At 39.4% G+C, this 20,037-nt stretch carries 21 protein-coding genes; 6 read left to right on the forward strand and 15 right to left on the reverse strand.

Annotated elements, in window-relative coordinates; translation table 11 throughout:
• Positions 1-157 precede the first annotated feature (157 nt).
• The 14 genes from G610_RS0110355 to G610_RS0110420 form a co-directional block, all read right to left on the reverse strand.
• Positions 158-535: a DUF7698 family protein gene (locus G610_RS0110355; RefSeq protein WP_026524733.1), complete on the reverse strand. Its 378-nt coding sequence runs from the start codon at positions 533-535 to the stop codon at positions 158-160.
• 108 nt (positions 536-643) lie between these two features.
• Positions 644-2,248, reverse strand: coding sequence for a terminase large subunit (locus G610_RS0110360; RefSeq protein WP_026524734.1), 1,605 nt, complete (start codon positions 2,246-2,248; stop codon positions 644-646).
• Positions 2,249-2,329: 81 nt separating this feature from the next.
• Positions 2,330-2,608: a DUF7678 domain-containing protein gene (locus tag G610_RS0110365; RefSeq protein WP_035797362.1), complete on the reverse strand. Its 279-nt coding sequence runs from the start codon at positions 2,606-2,608 to the stop codon at positions 2,330-2,332.
• Between the two features lie 107 nt (positions 2,609-2,715).
• Positions 2,716-2,937 (reverse strand): DUF4314 domain-containing protein, encoded by a 222-nt coding sequence (locus G610_RS0110370; protein ID WP_026524736.1) that lies wholly within the window; start codon positions 2,935-2,937, stop codon positions 2,716-2,718.
• Entirely contained in the window at positions 2,934-3,599 is a 666-nt protein-coding gene (locus G610_RS0110375) for a hypothetical protein (protein ID WP_026524737.1), read from the reverse strand. Before G610_RS0110375 ends, G610_RS0110370 begins: the two co-directional genes overlap by 4 nt.
• 110 nt (positions 3,600-3,709) lie before the next feature.
• Positions 3,710-4,975: a site-specific DNA-methyltransferase gene (locus G610_RS0110380; protein ID WP_026524738.1), complete on the reverse strand. Its 1,266-nt coding sequence runs from the start codon at positions 4,973-4,975 to the stop codon at positions 3,710-3,712.
• On the reverse strand, positions 4,972-5,130 hold the full coding sequence (locus tag G610_RS23320) for a hypothetical protein (RefSeq protein WP_196809836.1): 159 nt from the start codon (positions 5,128-5,130) through the stop codon (positions 4,972-4,974). The genes G610_RS0110380 and G610_RS23320 overlap by 4 nt, the downstream gene beginning before the upstream one ends.
• 4 nt (positions 5,131-5,134) lie before the next feature.
• Positions 5,135-5,680: a P27 family phage terminase small subunit gene (locus tag G610_RS0110390; protein WP_026524739.1), complete on the reverse strand. Its 546-nt coding sequence runs from the start codon at positions 5,678-5,680 to the stop codon at positions 5,135-5,137.
• 123 nt (positions 5,681-5,803) lie between these two features.
• Positions 5,804-6,166 carry an HNH endonuclease signature motif containing protein gene (locus G610_RS0110395; RefSeq protein WP_026524740.1) on the reverse strand — a complete coding sequence of 121 codons (363 nt, stop codon included), beginning with the start codon at positions 6,164-6,166 and terminating at the stop codon, positions 5,804-5,806.
• Positions 6,167-6,217: 51 nt separating this feature from the next.
• Positions 6,218-7,135 (reverse strand): hypothetical protein, encoded by a 918-nt coding sequence (locus tag G610_RS0110400; protein WP_026524741.1) that lies wholly within the window; start codon positions 7,133-7,135, stop codon positions 6,218-6,220.
• 152 nt (positions 7,136-7,287) lie between these two features.
• Positions 7,288-7,698 carry a DUF1492 domain-containing protein gene (locus tag G610_RS0110405; protein WP_022761902.1) on the reverse strand — a complete coding sequence of 137 codons (411 nt, stop codon included), beginning with the start codon at positions 7,696-7,698 and terminating at the stop codon, positions 7,288-7,290.
• Positions 7,695-9,068 (reverse strand): DEAD/DEAH box helicase, encoded by a 1,374-nt coding sequence (locus G610_RS0110410; protein WP_026524742.1) that lies wholly within the window; start codon positions 9,066-9,068, stop codon positions 7,695-7,697. Before G610_RS0110410 ends, G610_RS0110405 begins: the two co-directional genes overlap by 4 nt.
• Positions 9,049-9,330, reverse strand: a complete 282-nt coding sequence (locus G610_RS0110415; RefSeq protein ID WP_026524743.1) for a VRR-NUC domain-containing protein — start codon at positions 9,328-9,330, stop codon at positions 9,049-9,051. The genes G610_RS0110410 and G610_RS0110415 overlap by 20 nt, the downstream gene beginning before the upstream one ends.
• A gap of 177 nt (positions 9,331-9,507) precedes the next feature.
• Positions 9,508-11,814 (reverse strand): phage/plasmid primase, P4 family, encoded by a 2,307-nt coding sequence (locus G610_RS0110420; RefSeq protein WP_026524744.1) that lies wholly within the window; start codon positions 11,812-11,814, stop codon positions 9,508-9,510.
• Positions 11,815-12,190: 376 nt separating this feature from the next.
• Between G610_RS0110420 and G610_RS23055 the strand changes: the two genes are divergently transcribed.
• The 5 genes from G610_RS23055 to G610_RS0110445 all read left to right on the forward strand — a co-directional run bounded on the left by G610_RS23055 (position 12,191) and on the right by G610_RS0110445 (position 16,447).
• Positions 12,191-12,331: a hypothetical protein gene (locus G610_RS23055; RefSeq protein WP_155831004.1), complete on the forward strand. Its 141-nt coding sequence runs from the start codon at positions 12,191-12,193 to the stop codon at positions 12,329-12,331.
• Positions 12,332-12,344: 13 nt separating this feature from the next.
• Positions 12,345-12,716 carry a hypothetical protein gene (locus tag G610_RS20520; RefSeq protein ID WP_035797365.1) on the forward strand — a complete coding sequence of 124 codons (372 nt, stop codon included), beginning with the start codon at positions 12,345-12,347 and terminating at the stop codon, positions 12,714-12,716.
• A complete protein-coding gene (locus tag G610_RS0110435) occupies positions 12,709-13,842 on the forward strand; it encodes a DUF2800 domain-containing protein (protein ID WP_026524745.1) in 1,134 nt (377 codons plus the stop codon). The genes G610_RS20520 and G610_RS0110435 overlap by 8 nt, the downstream gene beginning before the upstream one ends.
• 1 nt (position 13,843) lies before the next feature.
• Positions 13,844-14,410 (forward strand): DUF2815 family protein, encoded by a 567-nt coding sequence (locus G610_RS0110440; RefSeq protein ID WP_026524746.1) that lies wholly within the window; start codon positions 13,844-13,846, stop codon positions 14,408-14,410.
• Between the two features lie 72 nt (positions 14,411-14,482).
• A complete protein-coding gene (locus tag G610_RS0110445) occupies positions 14,483-16,447 on the forward strand; it encodes a DNA polymerase (protein WP_026524747.1) in 1,965 nt (654 codons plus the stop codon).
• A 41-nt stretch (positions 16,448-16,488) separates the two neighbouring features.
• On the opposite strand, the gene G610_RS0110450 is transcribed toward G610_RS0110445, so the two are convergent.
• Positions 16,489-19,194, reverse strand: coding sequence for an NACHT domain-containing protein (locus G610_RS0110450; RefSeq protein ID WP_026524748.1), 2,706 nt, complete (start codon positions 19,192-19,194; stop codon positions 16,489-16,491).
• Between the two features lie 321 nt (positions 19,195-19,515).
• Between G610_RS0110450 and G610_RS0110455 the strand changes: the two genes are divergently transcribed.
• The gene (locus G610_RS0110455) at positions 19,516-20,019 is read left to right on the forward strand and encodes a LuxR C-terminal-related transcriptional regulator (protein ID WP_026524749.1); all 504 of its coding nucleotides are present in this window, start codon (positions 19,516-19,518) and stop codon (positions 20,017-20,019) included.
• The last annotated feature ends 18 nt before the right edge of the window (positions 20,020-20,037 follow it).

Consider the following 20,037-nt stretch of genomic DNA (forward strand, 5'->3'; position numbering starts at 1 on the left):
ATAATTTATTATTTGTCGTTTGAAAATAGTTAAATGACATATTAATTTATATCTATCAGACATTTTTCTATCATAATCGCCAAATGCATTTTTTGCTATTTTATTGTGGTTAACATGCAAAAAGCACCGCCGAAGCGATGCCTTTACGTTTCTCTTCTTATTCTCTATCCAGCCTCATAAGAAGCGCTGGAATAATTTCCTTTTTGCTTTCACCCTCAAGTCCTGCTTTCCAGTCGTCGATGTTTGAATTAATCTCGATAAGTCTTACCATGTGGCAACTATGCTTTTCAAATTCTGCAAGAGTTGTAAGAAGCCCTGAGTAGGTTGATGAAATGGTAAAATCTTTTATTCCAAACCTTCTGCAATTTTCCAAAATTTCTTCAATGTCTCTTTCCCAGATAACCTCTCCAAAATTTATCAAACGATTTCCTGCAGTCTGGCTGTAAAAGTATGCTGCACCGAAAGTTGGGTTTACGTTAATATCCTGGTATTTAGTCCCATTCTTTGCTGCTTCATCAAGTATCTCAATCCTCATTTTATTTGTTCCTCCTTGTCTTTTGGTATGTACATATTCGCTCTGAAGGCCAGATGTATCAACGTGTACATGTACCAATGATGTAGGAGTTATATTGTGTAGTATATATCAGAATACTATTAGACCTCTGCTATCATAAACGCTCTCACCTGTATTAAGTCCATTCCTAATTGCTCTATCCAGAGCCATGATTGTTGCCACTGCACCATCAATCTTTTCTGTAGACTTCTCTTTATCAGCCTTTATGTTTCCTGCAGGGTCCTGGCGAATAAAAATGTTATCCATGTTCCATCTAAGAACTGGATGTCCACCATGAGCTATCCTCTGCTCAAGGGTTAACTTCATGAGCTCCTTTGTAGGTGGACTCATATCCTTAAATCCCTGGCCAAAGGGAACTACTGTAAATCCCATATCGTCAAGGTCCTGAGTCATCTGAGTTGCTCCCCACCTATCGAAACCTATTTCACGAATGTTATATTTTTTTCCAAGTTCTTCTATAAATTTCTCTATAAAGCCATAGTGAATGACGTTACCTTCAGTGGTCTGTATAAAACCTTGCTTCTCCCATATGTCATAATTTACATGATCTCTCTTAACCCTCAATTCCAATGTGTCTTCCGGAACCCAAAAGTATGGAAGGACATAGTATTTATCATTTTCATCTTTTGGAGGAAACACCAAAACAAAAGAAGTCAGGTCGGTTGTAGATGAAAGGTCAAGACCACCATAACAAACTCTACCCTCAAGCTCATCTTCATTTACAGGAAATGCACATGCATCCCATTTATCCATAGGCATCCAACGTACTGCCTGCTTAACCCACTGGTTTAAACGAAGCTGCCGGAAAGTATTCTCTTCAGCCGGGTTTTGCTTTGCTGATTCACAAGCTGCTACAACTTTTTCCATCTGAATTGTTTCACCCAGTGATGGATTAGCTCTTTTCCACACTTCCGGATCAGTCCAATCCTCATCTTCCTTGGCACCGTATATAACCGGATAGAAAGTCGGGTCTGTTTTCCTGCCCTCAATGATATCCATAGCTTTCTGATGAAGCTCATAACAAATGCTGTTTGTATCATTACCTGCTGTCGTGATTAGGAAATACAAAGGTTGTTCCCTAGCATCACCAGAGCCTTTGGTAAGCACATCGTATAAATTCCTGTTAGGCTGTGCATGCACCTCATCAAGAACAAGGCCACTTACATTAAGACCATGTTTAGTTCCTACTTCAGCTGATAGCACCTGATAAAAACCATTGTTATATAGGTTATCAATTCTCTTTGTGGCACCCTTTATTTTGCTGCGCTTTTCCAGGGCCGGTGTAAGTTCACACATAACCCTACCAACATCAAATACAATACTGGCCTGTTGTCTATCTGCAGCAGCACCGTATACTTCAGGAGAAGCCTCTCCATCTCCAAACAGCAGGTATAATGCAATGGCAGCTGCTAGTTCTGACTTGCCATTCTTCTTTGGTATTTCTACATATGCTGTAGTGAACTGCCTCTTTCCATTTGGCTTTAGAATTCCAAATATGTTTCTTATGATCTCTTCCTGCCATGGAAGAAGCATAAAAGGCTTTCCAGCCCACTTACCCTTTGTGTGGCATAGGCATTGTATGAAATTTACTACATAATCGGCCTGCTCCTTGTCATAATATGACCCTTTGGCCATAAACTTCGTAGGCTCAAACTTTAGTTTCTTCTTAGCCATATTATTTCCTTGCACAAAAATAGGACCTACCGGTCCCTATATACGACCAAAAGGCCTTCCGGCCTCTGGTGCTTTTTTTCTTTAGTTGTATTCCTGAAGGATGATGCTGTAGGCTATCATCGTTGCTTCGTCGTTTTCATCCGGCTCTATGTCCCAACCTCTGTCGTAGGAAAGTGTTGTCTTCCCGTCGATCTTTATTGAAAGTTTTGAAATACGGCCTCCGTTGATTCCGTATTCTGAACCTTCGTCGTAAACCTTTGCCCACCAGTGTGCGATCTTGTTCTTGTTCTTTCCTTTAGGGAATCCGATGGTTCCTTCTTTGAAAAGCCTTCTGTATTCTTCCTGTTCTCTCTTTGTCATGTTTCTGACCTCCTTTAGTTTTGTTGATTTTATATTCGCTCTAGTGGGAATATGTATCAACGTGTACATACACCAAAGATGTGCAGAATGTGTTGTGTAGATTACACTTATATCTTTCTGCAGGAATCCTCGCCATAAACAATCCCGAGGCTGCTGCCATTATCCCATTTCACATGAATGGTTCCGGTATCATCAACAACCTGTACCGTACCTAAAGTCCCTTCCGGGATCTTTGTATAAGGATCATCCATGTGGACCAGCTCAACTCTGGTTCCTTCCGGATATTTTGCTTTTATTCTTTTTACTGTTTTCTCACTTGGGAAGTTCATGCCTCCTCACCTCCCTTTGGCTGTCTAAATGCTGAGTTGCCATCAAGATTCTCGAGGAGAATCTTCCTGTCTTTCTTGTATTCATCTCCGATGAATCCGAGCCTTAAAAGGAAGCATCTGAATGCATATTTCTCATTTGGTACTTCTGCCTCTTTTGCGCTAATTCTTGTCTGGTTCACGCTCATCTGGCAAAGGGCTGCAATGAAGTTTGTATAGGCCAAGGCTTTTTCCGGATCCAAATTCTCAAACCAAGGAAATCTTACTGTGTCCTGCGTCACCTCAACTTCAAGGTTCCCCGCTCCAAGTGCCTTCTTTATGAGCTTTCCCTTTGCTTCAAGAAGCCTTTTTATGTTTTCTACATTTACCTTATCCGCAGGAACCTCAACTATAAGTCCGTCGGTTTCTTTAGTTTCTTCCTGCATCATGCCTTCGGGAGTAATCCCTGTTGCCTTAATACAAGCCTTGATAACCTTGCTGCTTTTGTCTGCATGATCTGGATCCTGGCATTCTTCCCATTTAAGTGTTCCGTCTCTCTCCACTCTGTAGTCTCCGATCTGGTAAGCGCAGGAAGGAACTCCCAGGTACTTTGCTTTTTCCCCGGTTACTTCCTCGATTGTCTTAACCATAAGTTTCTTTGTTTCCTTGCTAAATGTAAGTTCCATGCTACTTTCCTCCTTTTGTTTTGGTACTACATATATCACTCTGTAGGAAAGTAATAGCAACTTAAATGTGCAGATAAACCGTACAAATTTAGGTTCGTATTATTGGTATATTACGCACCCAGATCAAGCTCTTTAACGAGGTCGTTATACATGAGCTTCTCTCCGTTCCTATATACATATACGTTATCCGCATCGCCGGTATCTTCTACGTAGCGGCGCAGAATAACCGACGCATACTTTTCATCAAGCTCCATGGTGTGGCAGATACGGTTTGTCTGTTCACAGGTCATAAGTGTTGAGCCTGATCCACCAAAGGTATCTATAACAATTGCATTTTCCTGACTAGAGTTTCCAATAGGATAAGCCAGTAGATCCAGTGGCTTTGATGTAGGATGGTTCTTATTCTTCTTAGGCTTATCGAAGTTCCAGATTGTTGTCTGGGACCTGCCGGCCTTGCTACTCCAGTAATGCTTGCCATTTTGAAGGAAGCCATAAAGCACCGGCTCGTGCTGCCACTGGTAATCACTTCTTCCAAGAACAAGTGAGTTCTTTACCCATATGCAGCAGCCTGATAAATGAAAGCCCGCATCAATGAATGCCTTTCTGAAATTAAGCCCTTCTGTATCTGCATGGAATACATAAGCCGAGCCACCTTTCTCAAGATGCTCGGCCATGTTTTTAAATGCAGCAAGGAGAAAGTCATAAAACTTGTCGTTCTCCATCTTATCGTTTTTAATTGATAACCCGTCGGAGCTTTCAAAAGCTACATTGTAGGGCGGGTCCGTTACTACCAGGTTCGCCTTCTTTCCATCCATGAGAGCAGCTACATCTTCAGGAGAGGTTGCATCACCGCACATAAGTCTGTGACGACCAACAGTCCAAATATCTCCTCTCTCTACAAATGCTGCTTCCTCAAGAGCTTCTGAAAGGTCAAAGTCATCATCTTCTACGTCTGACTTATTCTCATCAGCGAACAAATCTGAAATCTCATCTTCGTTAAAACCTGTAAGTGAAACATCAAAGTCCATGCCTTCCAATGCTTCAATCTCAGCCTTTAACATCTGCTCATCCCATCCAGCATCCTGAGCATATCTGTTGTCGGCTAGGATATAAGCTTTCTTCTGAGCTTCAGTAAGGTAGTCTACAAATACACATGGAACCTCAGTGATGCCCTCCTCCTTCGCAGCCATAAGTCTTCCATGGCCGGCGATAACATTGTAGTTTGCATCAATGATTACCGGATTGATGAAACCAAATTCACGTAAGGATCCTCGCAACTTATTTATCTGCTCCGGAGAGTGTGTTCTTGCGTTGTTGATATATGGGATGAGCTTTGAAGTCTCAACCATCTCCATTTTTGTTGTAGTTCTGCTCAACGAAGTCCCCTCCTTCTTACAACCTTACTCATGCCTTTACTAGCGGCATTGATATCTCCCTTAAGGGCCTGACCTTTAAGTGTCCTATATTCCTGTGCGGACATCTTGTTCTTTTTCTTCTTAAGAGCTCTCAAGAATTCTGATTTTTCTGTCATTCTTTTATCCTTTTCTTTTTCTAAGTAGCATCTCCATCATGTCGTCCTGCGGAGTGCCCACAAAATCTTCACTACAGTTTTCTTTAACAACCTGAAAAATCTGGTACCAAACTGAATTGATCTGCTTCATGTAAGCCTGACTCATCTGGACATATGGTGATGCACAAGCAGCTCCGGTAGTCGGGTGCTTGGCAAGGAAACCATATTCGGATATCGCCTGCTCGCATTGAATCCAGCGTGCTACGCTCATGGCATATTGCTCAACAAGCTGCGTGCTGATAAGCTGATCACAGCCTCGCTCCTTTATCCATTTCCAAGTGTTTTTAAATATCTCATCAGCCCCTAGCAGTTCTCCGTTCTTCTGTTTGGCGTTCAAATACTCTTTAGGGTCCGGAATGTCTTCTCCCTTAAGGTCTGAGCCCTTGGGGAGCTGAATCACCTTCAGTTTTCTCCCACCAGGATTTCCGGTCTCTATTTTTTCAGTTAAAGCCTTCGACTTGCGGCCACTGCCAATGCGTGCACCGCCTCTGGCTGTGCCGTCTTTAGCCATTTTGGTATCTCCTATTTCTTTCCCGGGGTAATACCCCGTTTGATTTTGCTATTTTTGCACGTAAAGGTCCGGCCCGGTCTGGAAGCGTAGGCCCTGTAGAGATTAAGACCGCCCCTCTCTACATCAATACTGGTACGTAGGATTTCTGTCCTCAGTGAATGTTTTATGGTCGTGATGCATTTTGCAAAGAGGCTGCCAGTTACTTTCATCCCAGAAGAGCCTTGGATCGCCTCGATGTGGTGTAATATGATCAACAACTGTTGCCCTCGTATAAACACCTTCCTTTTTACATTCCAAACAAAAAAAGTTCTCTGGTTTATCCAGGAACCTTTTTCTTGCTTTCTGCCACTTGCTTCCATAGCCACGCTCTGCTGCACTCTTCCTGTCACCATTTGGGTGTATTTTCCTGTGCTCATCACAATACTTGCCATCACAGAGATTGGCACAACCTGGGTGCATGCATGGGTGCTTAGGTTTATAAGGCATAATCTTCTCCTTGCATAACAAAAGCCCCGTGTTTCCACGAGGCTTAGTTCATTAATTCATCCTAAATAGTTGTAACAATTTGCGCCTTTCCGTTTCATCTGAAAGACCTTCTATCATATCTTTTACCTGTTTTTGAGTACCTTCTTCCAATAACTTCGGATGAGTATTAACAATCCCTTCTAGTTTCTGCATCATCTCTGAAAGCTGTTCTGCATCAACCATCTTTGCTTTTTTTAATGTCTCATAATCCTGTCTGAGTGAAATATAACTGCTTAGCATACGAAGACAAATAACTTTTGCTTCATCATCTGTAAGTACTATCTCTTCGTAATCATCACTAACTAATGCTTCTGCTAAACTGAATTCTGAGTTTTCCTCATGATAGTAGTACTCTTCTTTATCATTATCCTTTTCTTCTTCGAATCGCCTGTTCACTTTTTTGGGTAATGATGCTTTGGTTAGTTCTTTAATATCTTTCTTTTTAATAGCATTCTTTATTCTGCCAACTCCATCCTTAACTCCATGTTTAACTGCTCCTCCAATATTTACCGCACCTTCAACTATTTCAGGATTATTTGCTAGTAATTCTGCAAAGGAGTTAAGCGTTTCTAGTACTTGGTTTACTGTCCCCAAAATGCTTGTATCTGAAGTATCATTATCATACTCATAGTCATCTATCTTATAGTCATCTATCTCATAGTCATCTATCTCATATTGCTGTGTTGACTCAATTTCACTAAGAATTTCCTCTTTTATTTCGTCACGCAGTTCATCCTTGATTTCTTCTCGAAGTGTATCCTTATACTCATCAAGAGGAACATAGTTATCCGTCGATGTCTCAAGCGTTCCGTCTTTTCTTCGTCTTCCTCCACCTCTTGGATGATGACTTGTGACATCATTACCTTTTTTATCGTAGTTTGGCACGTCCACTATGTACTTTGTGCTATCTTTTTTCTTTTTATCACTCATGAATTCAGTATAGCATACATAGATTATTCCATTTATTAAAACATTATAACAAGAGCCCCAAAGGATATATGTCCTTCGAGGCTCTTATCAATTGTTCCATCTTAACTATATCATAATGTCTTACTGTCTTTTTATGGTATTTACTGTCATGTTTATGCAGCAGGAAGTTTTACTGCTTTAAGTGCCCTGCGATGCAGACGGAAAACATGATCAATGCTGTAATTCATTTCAACAGCAATCTCCTCCCAACGCATTGATGAAAGGTACCGAAGTTCCAATAAAACTCTGTATTCATCATTGGATACGGTATCAATAATCTCCTTTGTCTCACGCTTAACCTGTATAAGTTTTTTCATATCATTATCAAGCTCTTCCTGATATTCATGCATCTTAATGACAGTACTTTCCATCTTGTGATTATCCTTGGATGTCTGAACCTTTATTGGACTAAGAGCTGCTGATACCTTTGTGGCCAAGGTCTCAAGCTCAGCTATCTGCATTGCTTTACTTCGGATCCTCATATCCAAGTAATAAGCCCTCGACAAGTATTCTTTTGTAGTCATTTCTTTTCTCCTCCACAAAACTCAGCTTTTACAGCTGCAATAAGTGCTGATTGTGTCATATCCTTCTCGGATAAAGCTTTTAGAATTCTTTCATCTATAGTTCCTTTAGTAACAATGTGCTGAACAACCACTGTTCTACTTTTTTGCCCTTGTCTCCAAAGACGTGCTACAGTTTGCTGGTATAACTCCAAGGACCATATCTGTCCAAAGAAAACTATATGTGAACCTCCCTTCTGAAGGTTTATGCCATGTCCGCATGATGCGCTATGTATTAGTCCTACTTGAATCTTTCCGGCATTCCAATCCTTAATGCTCTGATCAGTACCTATTTGCTGGTAATTTGCTCCAAGCTTATCAAGTCTTTCTTTTATACGAACAAGATCATGCTTGTACCAATATGCTAAAAGCATGGATTCTCCCTGAAGGGACTCAATGATATCTTCCATTGCATCAAGTTTTGCATTGTGGATTCTGATAATAGCTCCATCATCAGAATAGATAGCTCCATTAGCAAGCTGAGTTAATTTTCCTGCAAGGGCTGCAGCATTCGAAGCAGTAACGTCTCCTTCTGGAAGCTCAATCACAAGATCCTTCTTTAAAGCATCATATCTTTTCATCTCTTCTTCGGATAAACTCACGTTATAGTTGGACTCAATAAGCTCTGGCATATCTAAATAATCCTTAGCTTCCATGCTTATTGTGATATCTGAGATTTTCTTATATATCTCATCCTCAGCTCCAGGGAGAGGTGCGTATTTATATACGATTGCACCTTTGGTAACTGCTGGTCTAAAGAACGCTGTTCTGAACTGACCGATAAACCTTCCAAGTCGCTTACCATAATCCATGATCTTAAATTCTGCGTACAAATCCTCGAGCCCATTGCTCGATGGAGTTCCAGTTAACGCAATAATCCTTCTAAACTTAGGCCTGCATTTCATAAGAGCCTTAAACCTCTTGCTTTGGCTATTCTTGAAAGAGGAAACCTCATCTACAACACAAGCATTCCAAATGAAAGGTACTCCTGATTTATTAACAAGCCAATCAACATTTTCTCTGTTGATGATATAAATATCTGCATCAGAAGTTAGTGCTTTTATCCTCTGTTTTTCAGTTCCTGTCGCTATCACATATCGAAGATGTTTTATGTGATCCCACTGCTCTATTTCATCCCTCCAGGTGTAAGCTACTCTAATCGGACAAATTACAAGAACCTTGCTTATTACAAAATAGTCAAAAAGAAGTGCTTCCAGGCATGTAAGCCCAATAGACGTTTTTCCCAAACCACATGAAAGCCAAACCATAGCCTCCGGGTGTGAAAGAATAAACTCCATGCATTGCTCTTGATATTTATGAGGCACATATTTCATTGAGTACCTCCTCTATCATTTCTATGGAATCAACAACATAAACTTTGAATCCAAGATTCTTAAGCTCTCTGTGCCTTTTAAGCTGTAAAGCTCTAGGCTTTTTCCCAGGAGCCTTCAATTCAACAAAACCAACCTTCTCACCAGGCGATAAAATGATTCGGTCCGGCAGCCCGTTATAATTGCTAGACAACAGCTTTGCAGGAATGCAGCCTCTCTTTTTTGCCATAAGAACCAATTTGCTTTCTATTTCTTTTTCTAACATCGTTTGCCTCCAACAAGCCTATTCATCAGGTTTTTCTTAAATGGGTGTAGGTCGATGTAAGTCAAATCCAAAACTTTATATATAGAAGAAAAACAAAAAAATCTCTTATAAAGGACTTATGGAAATGACCTTCACCGACCTACACCCTTATCTATAAGTGCAGATCAAAAACCAACATTATTCTAAAAAGTCCTCGTTTTTGAGTTGCACCCCGTAAATTAGCACTCCAGCCTTGGATCTTTTTCTGTTAAGTCCGACGGCTTCAAGTGCAGCATAAAAATCAGTTGTGCTCCTGGTATAATTCCCTCGCATCTGGCAGAAGTTCCTATACTCCTGATAAAAATCACCGGATTTCACTTTATAAGCAGGATCCAGGTCGCACTTTTCACTGAGGAACTCTCCCAACCAATCATTGTCTGCTCTATACTTTTCAATTGCATCAACAACAACCTTGGGTTTAACTATTCGGAATTCATCTTTCATCGCCTTATGAGCCCCTTCGATGATCCACTTCATAATGGCGGGGCCTGCATGCTCAGTGAGATAATTCGTATAATTCTTGATGTCTGAATTTCCCTCTATTTTGGCATTAAAAGGGATAACTATAAGTCTGCGCCAAGTACCTGTATCAGAAACACCTACCTTGGGAAGATGGTTTGTATACAATATCAACGTATGACTTGGCCTGAATTTAAAAGGATCCTTATACTTCTTTTCTGCTGCAATCTCATCGGTTGAGCAAAGTTTCTTTACAACTGACGTTGATAGTCTCATTCCATCTTCGAGCTCAGCAGCAATGACAAGACGCTTTCCTTTCAGTTCTGCCATCTCAGGCCTTGCATTATGCTTACAGCCAACCGTAAGTGTTTCTGCAGAAATCGTTCCTGCGTAGGATCCAAGCACATTTGCTATGGTGTTCCAAAATGTTGATTTACCGTTCCTGCCATCTCCATATGCAATGATGAGTGCTTCCATGAACACCTCACCTATAGCAGCAAGCCCTACAATCTTCTGAACATACTCTATAAGTTCTTCATCGCCACAAAAGAAGGTATCCAGGGCTTCCTGCCAAAAGAACTCTCCTTCATCCCCAGGAGCGACTGATGTTTGCTTCGTAATAAGGTCCATAGGATCCGGGTAATGAGCCTCAGTAATATCCTTTCGAAGGTCTATCGTCATGCCCGGTGTATTAAGAAGGAACCCGTCACTGTCAAGCTCATCAGTACCAATTCTTACCATAGGCCTTACCGTATTTATCGTTGACTGAATATAACGATAGTCCCTTCGTTTCATGACAAATGCAAAGTATTGAGAAGCCCTTACAAATTCTTGGTATGCTTTCAGTTCGTCCATATCTGAAATACACTTTTCCAGTGTCTTTCCACCCTTTTGTACCATTTCCTCTGAAACACCTGTAGCGATAAGATTATCTCTTGCGACTGTTAGTGTCTCTCTGGCATCTGCCAGCTGAAGGTCAATGAACTCCATATACGGAACCATCGCTGAAAGGGCTGACTCTTCCCAAAACTCACCTGTGTAATTAAGGAAATGCGTACCGTCTGTGTACTTAAGCTGATCTGCATATTCTCTTGCAAACACTGTCGCTTCACCTACGTCTGAAAAGTCATCCGGAAGAAGAGAGAAATTACCGAAGTCCTTTGAGTACTCAGCCGGTGCTTTATAAGTCGGATCAGCAATGACTTTCTTATAGTAGAAGCCTACTGCGCTATTCCATATGGTATTCAACTCTGCATCTTCAAGAGGTTCCTCACAGTCTGCCGCTCTTGAAATAAATAACTGATGTGTCTTATCGGACTCCCCATATCTTTTAAGAACCCTTGCTGCAAAAATTGATAATGTATTATTTCTCTTGCCTAAAGGAATGATTTTAGAAAATGCTGCTGGACCTTTTACAGGCTTATCTTCCTTTGCAAAATTTTTCAAACTCGCTCTATCAATATCGCAGGCTTCTTCAATAGATTCCCAGCCATCATGGAAAATGATATCCTCCGCTCTTACGCATGAGCCAAAAAGAAATCTTGCTGCATCAAGGGCATTCGGATCGAAAAAAGGGTACTTTTGCTGGATTTTTCCCTTGATCGCGGCATAAATATCGGCGTTGTCACACTCATCGATTGGAAAGAAAACATGGAACTTAGGTCTAGCAGTTCTCCCATCCTTTTCCTTCATATTGTTTCGACTCGGAACAAGGCAATACTGCACATTCGGCATAATAGTCCCAAGCTTATCCGGGGTAATCCACCCCTCAGCCTCATCTGTCTCAGTATTATCTATATCAAGACTGATAACATCTGAGCTCAAGAATTTTGAATTGTTTCTATAGGAGTCTTTGTACTTAGCAGCAACGTGATCTTTTTCAACTGCCTTAGCCAGCTCCTTCTCATTAGTAATCACCACTTCATGTGGATACAGACAATTGCCTCTGTTCCCTGTCACATCTGCGGTATAAAGCCTGAATTGCATCTTATTTCCTCCTAATCAACATCTAAACCAAATACAAATCCGGGCATTCTACCAACATCTACATCAACGTTCATATCTGCAACCTCCTTTTTGGGATTTGAAGAAAATAATCCTCATATCTCTCCCAATTACAAAAAGGCTAAATTTGTACGAGAAATTTTAAAAAAATTTTTCTTCCTAAATTTATGTCATCAATCACCCAAAAAACTTTTTATAAAATTTCAAAATTTGTCGTACAAAAATACCACTTTTGTAATTAGGGATATTAGAGGCCAATTAGTGAAATAAAAAATACAAAAAACTCTCGTACAAAATAGGTCCTTCTGTAGTTAGGAAATATAGGAAGGCATAAGCCCCGAGAAAGTGAGGTGAAAAAATGCAGAACAACGATCTTATGAAAAAGTCTGATAGTTGGAATCCTGAGAACGATTTAGAACTCGCAGGAATACTGCTAACTATCAGCGCTATAGCAAAAAGACTTGCAAGGCTATTACTGACAAACGAAGCAATCAAATAGGAGGAAAAAGACAATGGACGCTAAAGAAGTAAAAGAACTGCAGCAATTAAGAAACGAGCTACAGTCGATTAACGACAGGCTTCTAAATCTCATTAACAACAATCAGGATATAAAAGAAAATCAGGAGAAATTGCAGAAGGCTCCAAATGCTAAACAGCTTTTTGATCCTGAACTACAAAAAGAGGAAACAACCATTCCCCCAGCTACCACTCCTACTCTTACCCTCATTGATGTAAAAAGGGTTCTTATGGAAAAGGCTCACGCTGGTTTTGATCAAGAAGTACACGCCCTTATCAAGAGCTATGATGTGGAAAAACTCTCATCCGTACCCAAAGATAAATATGCTGAGCTTCTTGAAAAAGCAAAGGAGATCGGAAATGGTTAAGCACGCAATATTGTCAGCATCGTCTGCAGAACGCTGGTCAAAATGTACGCCATCTGCCCTGCTCAACCAACAAGCCGCTGATATCCCATCACCATACGCTCAAGAAGGTACCGATGCACACCTTTTATGTTCATACCTTTTGGAACGTGAATATGGTATCGAAACAAGGGATCCTACGGAAAACCTGACATATTACAACCAAGAGATGCAAGAATGTGCAGAAATATATCTACAAACAGTCAACGAAATAATGGCAGATGTCAAAAAGGTCTGTCCTGATCCTGTCATATTTGTTGAGCAAAAGGTTGATTTCTCAAAATGGGTACCTGGAGGTTTTGGAACTGCAGACTGCATTTTATTAGCAGATGGAATAACCCATGTATGTGATTACAAACATGGAGCCGGCGTATTCGTGGATGCAACCGCCAATATACAGATGAAGTGCTACGCCCTTGGAGTAATATCCATGTTCGGTGACATCTACGACTTTGACGAAATCTGTATGCACATCATACAGCCAAGAAAAGAAAACATCTCGTCATGGTCAATCAAAGTATCAGAACTACTTACCTGGGCAGATGATTATCTATCTCCAAGGGCACAGCTTGCTATAAAAGGTGAAGGTGAGTTTGTTGCCGGCTCTCATTGCCATTTTTGTAAAGTAAAAGCCACATGCAGGAAACGTGCGGAAGCAAACCTCGAGCTTGCCAAGCTTGATTTCAAGTTACCTGCTATACTTTCAGATTCAGAAATCTCTGTTGTACTTGAAAAAGTAGATAACCTTGTTTCCTGGGCAAATGACGTCAAAGATTATGCCCTTACAGAAGCATTGAAAGGGAAAAAATTTGAAGGATTCAAAGTTGTTGAAGGTCGATCAAATAGAAAATTTACAGATGTAACTGCTGTTGCTGATATTGTCACATCAGCCGGTTACGATCCATACAAAAAAGAAGTATATGGAATTAGTGCCATGGAGACTATGCTTGGCAAAAAGAAGTTTGTAGAGCTACTTGGTAACTATGTTGTAAAACCACAAGGAAAACCCGTTTTAGTTTCAATCACAGACAAGCGCCCTGAGTTTAATTCAGCCGCAGAGGAATTTAAAGAAAAATTGGAGGAAAAATAATATGTTAAAGACAAAAGTTGTTACAGGACCCGAAACCAGATTCTCATACGCAAATGTGTGGGAACCAAAGCCATCACTTAACGGTGGAAAACCCAAGTATAGTGTTAGTCTTATCATTAAAAAGAGTGATACAAAGACCATCAATGCTATTAATGCAGCTATCCAGGCAGCCTATGAGGAAGGCGAAACTAAGCTAAAAGGTAATGCAAAGGTTGCTCCCGCACTTGAAGGAATTAGAACTCCTCTTCGTGATGGAGATACTGATCGCCCAGGAGATGCTGCTTATGCTGGCTGCTATTTCATTAACGCCAATTCAGATACCGCTCCTGGTATTGTTGATGCACAGTGTAACCAGATTATTGATCGTAGTGAGTGCTACTCCGGTGTATATGGTAGAGCAAGTATTAACTTCTATGCCTACAACACTAATGGTAATAAGGGCATTGCTGCTGGTCTTAACAATCTTCAGGTATTAAAGAAAGGTGAATCTCTCGGAGGAAAGTCTAGTGCAGAATCTGACTTCGCAGAATTTGTGACAGATACAACCGAGGATAGCTTCTTAGACTAAGCCCCCTCATATATTTTTACATAGGGACAGCAGTATAAAAGCTGCTGCCCCATTTTTAATAAGGTGGTAAATATGAAAATTTCAATTGACTTAGAAACTTACTCCGATGTTGATCTTCAAAAGTCCGGAGTTTACAGATATGCACAATCCGAAAATTTTGAAATACTCCTATTCTCCTACTCCATAGACGATGCCCCTGTAATATGCATCGACGTAGCAAGCGGAGAAGAGATTCCAGAAGATATCCTCCTTGCTCTTGTTAATGACAATACGGAAAAATGGGCCTACAATGCTTCATTTGAACGAGTCTGTCTGTCAGAGTGGCTAAAGAAAAAGAAACCTTTTATAGCCTCAGTATTTACAAATAATACTGGTTACATAAATCCAGATGGCTGGAAGTGCGACATGATATGGGCTGCTTATCTTGGACTACCTCTTAAACTTGCAGGCTCCGGCGCGATCCTTGGTCTTGATGAGCAAAAAATGACAGAAGGTAAGGATCTCATTAAATACTTCTGCTGTCCCTGCAAAGCTACAAAAGTAAATGGTGGCCGCACTCGTAATCTCCCAAAGCATGCTCCAGAAAAATGGGAGTTATTCAAAAAATACAATATTCGTGATGTTGAAGTAGAAATGAACATTCATAAGCGACTATCTAAATACCCTGTACCTGAATTTGTCTGGGATGAATATCACCTTGATCAAAGAATCAATGACCGTGGGATCCTTATAGACATGGCACTTGTACATCAGGCTATATCTATGGATGAACTGGCACAGTCAGAACTTCAAGGCGCATTGAAGGAAATTACTAATCTTGAGAATCCAAACAGCGTATCGCAGATAAAGAATTGGCTTTCAAACAATGGCCTTGTAGTCGAATCCCTGGGTAAGAAACAAGTAACTGAACTCATAAAAACAGCACCTGCAGAACTAAAGAAAGTATTGGAACTCAGACAGCAATCAGCAAAGTCATCCGTCAAAAAATATACTGCTATGGCCAATATGGTTTGCAGCGATAACAGGGCCCGCGGTTGCTTTGCTTTCTATGGATCGCATACCGGTCGTTTTGCAGGAAGAGGTATTCAGTTACAAAACCTTCCCAGAAATGAGATGGAGGAACTTGAGATCGTAAGAGACACAGTAAAGAGAGGCGACTACGAACTACTCTCCTTCCTTTATGATTCAGTACCAGAGGTTTTATCCGAGCTTACACGAACAGCTCTTATCCCCCGTCCAGGTTATAAATTTATAGTAGCGGACTTTTCCGCTATCGAAGCCAGGGTCCTTTCGTGGCTTGCAGGTGAAGAATGGCGCATGGAAGTCTTTGCTAATAACGGAGATATTTACTGTGAAACCGCCAGCAGAATGTTTAAAAAGCCTGTTGTCAAACATGGGGTCAACGGTGCGCTCAGAGCAAAAGGCAAACAATGTGAGCTATCATGCGGTTATGGTGGCAGCGTCGGCGCATTAAAGAATATGGGCGCCATAGAAGCTGGTATGAAGGAAGAAGAATTGCAACCCCTTGTGGATATGTGGCGTGAATCGAATCCGAAGATCGTTTCTCTGTGGTATGAAGTTGATAAAGCCGCAAAGACTGCTATCATCAATAAAGCCTCCGCAGAAACGCATGGTATAAAATTCATATGCAAATCCGGTATGCTTTTTATAGTCTTACCTTCAGGAAGAATGCTCTCTTATGTAAAACCTAATATAGGAATAAATCGATATGGCTCAGAAAGCATTACCTATGAAGGTACCGACGGCACAAAACATTGGAGCAGACTTGAGACCTTTGGAGGAAAACTTGTCGAGAACATCATACAGGCCATAAGTAGAGATATTCTCTGCAGCTCCATGAAAAACTTATCAATGTATAACATCTGTGCTCACGTCCACGACGAGATTATCATAGAATCCCCCATGACAGAATCTGTTGATTATATCTGTGATCAGATGGCCATTATACCTTCTTGGGCAAAAGGATTACTTCTACGCGCCGATGGTTATGAATCTATGTTCTATAAAAAAGATTAGAAATAAAAAGAGAATGGAGACAAACCATTCTCTTTTTGATTCTAATGAAAATTGGATAAAAATTCTGACTCAGCCAAGTCTTTTTTTCCTTCATACTTACGCTTTAAACTATCATAAAAATTAAGAATTCCTCTATATTCCTGTCTTAAAGGAAAATCTTTATCTAATAATTTGTGTAATATAAAGTCATTATGTTCCCTATCAAGAGTATCATCCATGATATAATTTAATGCTATCATATGTGTGCTTATAAAACACATACTTCCAGCATATTCTGGTTCGTAACAATCCTCGTAGCCTTCAGGTATCTCATCGTATGATACTAATTCCGTGCATCCTCCCCTTCTTTCAATATCATTCCAATCTGAATATATGTAATAGTAGTCCTCCTTTTCCGTTGCATATTCTGTACTGTCATCAAAATCCATTTTTGTAAAATCTCTATGTAGTTGATATTGTCCAACAATAAAGTTATACACTGCCCAATCTGTATCCATATGTACACACTCGATATCACCTGTTCCATAAGTAATATCAGAATAGTACATTCTTAAAAACTTCAAATAATCTTTGTCTGTATCTTGCATTCCACAATCTATAAAGTGTTCTCTTAAATATGGATAAATTATGCACAATTCTGTCTTTCTTTCATCAAGTCCATATAACATCGGTAATGTTTCATCATCAAATAGACTTTCATCATACATCGTAAATATTCTCAAAATACTCGGGTATGTGCCCTCTAATTGTCTTGAGAAAAAATAGGCTGCGAAATACTCCTGAAAGGATCTGTGTATCCATCTATATGTGTCCTCATCAAGATAGATAAAACATAACTTCTCAGTTATATCTTCTATAAATGCCTCAACAGTTGTCGTAATATTATTAGCATCTATTACTTCTTGTAAATACTTACGGAATATCTCAGTCGGAAACTCATATTCCTGCTTAGCAAATGCCAAAGCACAAAATTCTCCAAATACTCTTTTGAATTTTTCTATATCCAATCCCGTTTTAAATTCTCTTGTTAACCCTTTATTGCCATCATGCCTTTGCGCCAAAACAGCATATGCATCTTCATAAAACAAATATCTTTTTGTAGCTATAGTATTAGTAACCGCATATGTGGTTAGCATGATAGTTAATAGTAATGGATTACCAAGAAATTCTTTTTTTTCATCTCTGTTAAAATTGAACCTATTTTCCTGAAGATCTTTTATAAATCTTTCTTTTAAATCATTGTCTACTTCGTTCGGGTCAATCTTTCTTATCATCTCATATGCTTGATCTGCTTCTAATGGCAATATTTCAAAAGGAATGAAAGAATCTAATAAGCGCAATTGATTATTATTTCGAGAAGATATAATAATATAGTTATTAGGATAGTGAAGAAAAAATCTCTCTATTTCATCTCTAAAAATCGCCCTATATTTTTGAGGTATTTCATCATAACCGTCGATAAGCAGAACTATCTTCCCTAAATTCAATAATTCGACCAAATCACTCTTAATAAGAGTTGCATCATATTTTGAAAATACATCATATAAAGACTCTATAATATCATATTGGCCATCTGGACTAAGCTTACTAGCAATAATAAAGATCGGTACCATCTGATATTTTGAGTAGTTCTCAATTGTATCAAGCATCAAATGATACATCATCATAGTTTTGCCCAGTCCACCACTTCCGACTATTTGTATTTTAGTAGCACTGGTTGCACGCATCAAAGTCTCTATACTTATGCCATGAATACTTTCAGGCACATGTCTATGCTGTGACTTTTTTTCTAAAAAAGTTATAGGGCTAATCACTCTTAATCTCAAATCATTGCATACATAGAAATCCTTAAATGGCCTTTTAACCTTGTACAAATATGTTGTACATTTTGAGTATGAACCATAAAGATTAGATAAGTATTTTGCATATTTGCCAGAAAGGACAAAATCCTCTGATTTTTTTCTTATAACAGGAATCATCGTGTTGGTAATATATTGATCCCCTACTACGATAGTATAACTATTCTTATCTTTAGCTGAATGCACGTTATTTAAGTCATCCGGCATCTTAGATATGTATGAATCATATGTAAGGTCAACATGCGTTTTCATAGCACCATTTTCTAAAAGAGCTTTATCAAATCTAATAGGTGAGCTCTTCTTATCCTGTCTTGTCCATTGCTTTAATGTATATTGTCCTAATCCATTATCAGAGCAATATCTAAAAACATAAACCCATATAGCAAGTAAAAATTCATAAAAATCTATTTTAATTTTCTCTTCATCATCAACGAACAATTCATCTCTTCTACAAGGAAGGAATCCAGGTCTAATATAAAGCAATTTATCCTCAATATATCCATCTTTTCTTATAAGCTCAAGAAGTGCTGCTACCAACCAGGTATGATTATCTTTATCCTTGTATATGTACTCATCGCAAAAACGCTGTACCTGACTAATTACAGTCTGCTTAGATGCACGTATTCTTTCTTCAAACATGTCCGCCACTTTTGCATCTCCTAACCGAACATATTTACTGTTTTTTCTCAATGGCTTACAGTTCTTGAAATCAGATGCATATGTAGAAAGCATTTCTATATCAACATTTTCCATAGCCTGCGGGTCACCAATAGAAATAAAATCTTTAAATATTACCTTTTGTGAAGGCACATTACTATTTGTTGCTTCTAGTAACAATGAAAAAAAAGTACCTCCGCAAAGACATAATGCTGATTTTGTATCATTCATATTCTTTCATCCCCCAGGTATAAAACTACAAAATTAATACTTTATATCGCCATTAACATTGTCTGTTAACCCTGTTAACTTCATCCTTAATTCATAAAAACATATTTTTATTATATCACACGAAATGCGGCTGAACTGATCATTGGGCCATTCCAAGCTTTCATAGTGATTACTACGAAATAATCTGAACTGCTCTTTTGGAATAGCGCAGCTCACAACCTGAAACGGAGAATTTCTCAGTTTTGGTTTTGTGTCTGCGCTATTTTTGCGCCCTCAGGCCACTTTCTCCGTTTCGCAATAAACGACACGGAGGAAAATCTAATGAAAAATGATGCGCAAATCACAGTAAAAATCACCACTTCTACAGAAGAATACTTCTTAGAAATAAACGGGACATCTGTTCCTTGCTCACGCGAAGTATACCTAGCTTACAAGCGTCCTGGAAGGAAGGAAGCCATGCGAGAATACCGAGGTCAAAGGCCTTTTATAAATGGTCGGCGCTGTTTGGAAGATTGTCGAACTTGCATAAATTTTGCCGGTGGAAAGTGTGAACTTGCAAAGGAATTAAGTCTAGATAAGGAATATGCGGATACATCTTTTGAGCCAAAGCATTCTGCAAATACAGAAGATGAAGCAGAGCTCAGAATACTAATAGCCAATATGTTTCATGAGCTTAAAAATGAAGATGAAAGATGCCGAGAAATTCTCGGACTAATGATTCAGGAACTCTCACAACGTGAAATCGCAAAAGAGCTTAATATAGCCACTAGTACAGTTACCCATTATATAAAAAAAATAAGAAAAAAACTTGATAAATTTAGGTAATTTAAAAGGCCATTGCAG

Origin of the sequence: Butyrivibrio sp. MB2005, from assembly GCF_000424285.1 — a bacterium.
Lineage (GTDB): Bacteria > Bacillota > Clostridia > Lachnospirales > Lachnospiraceae > Butyrivibrio.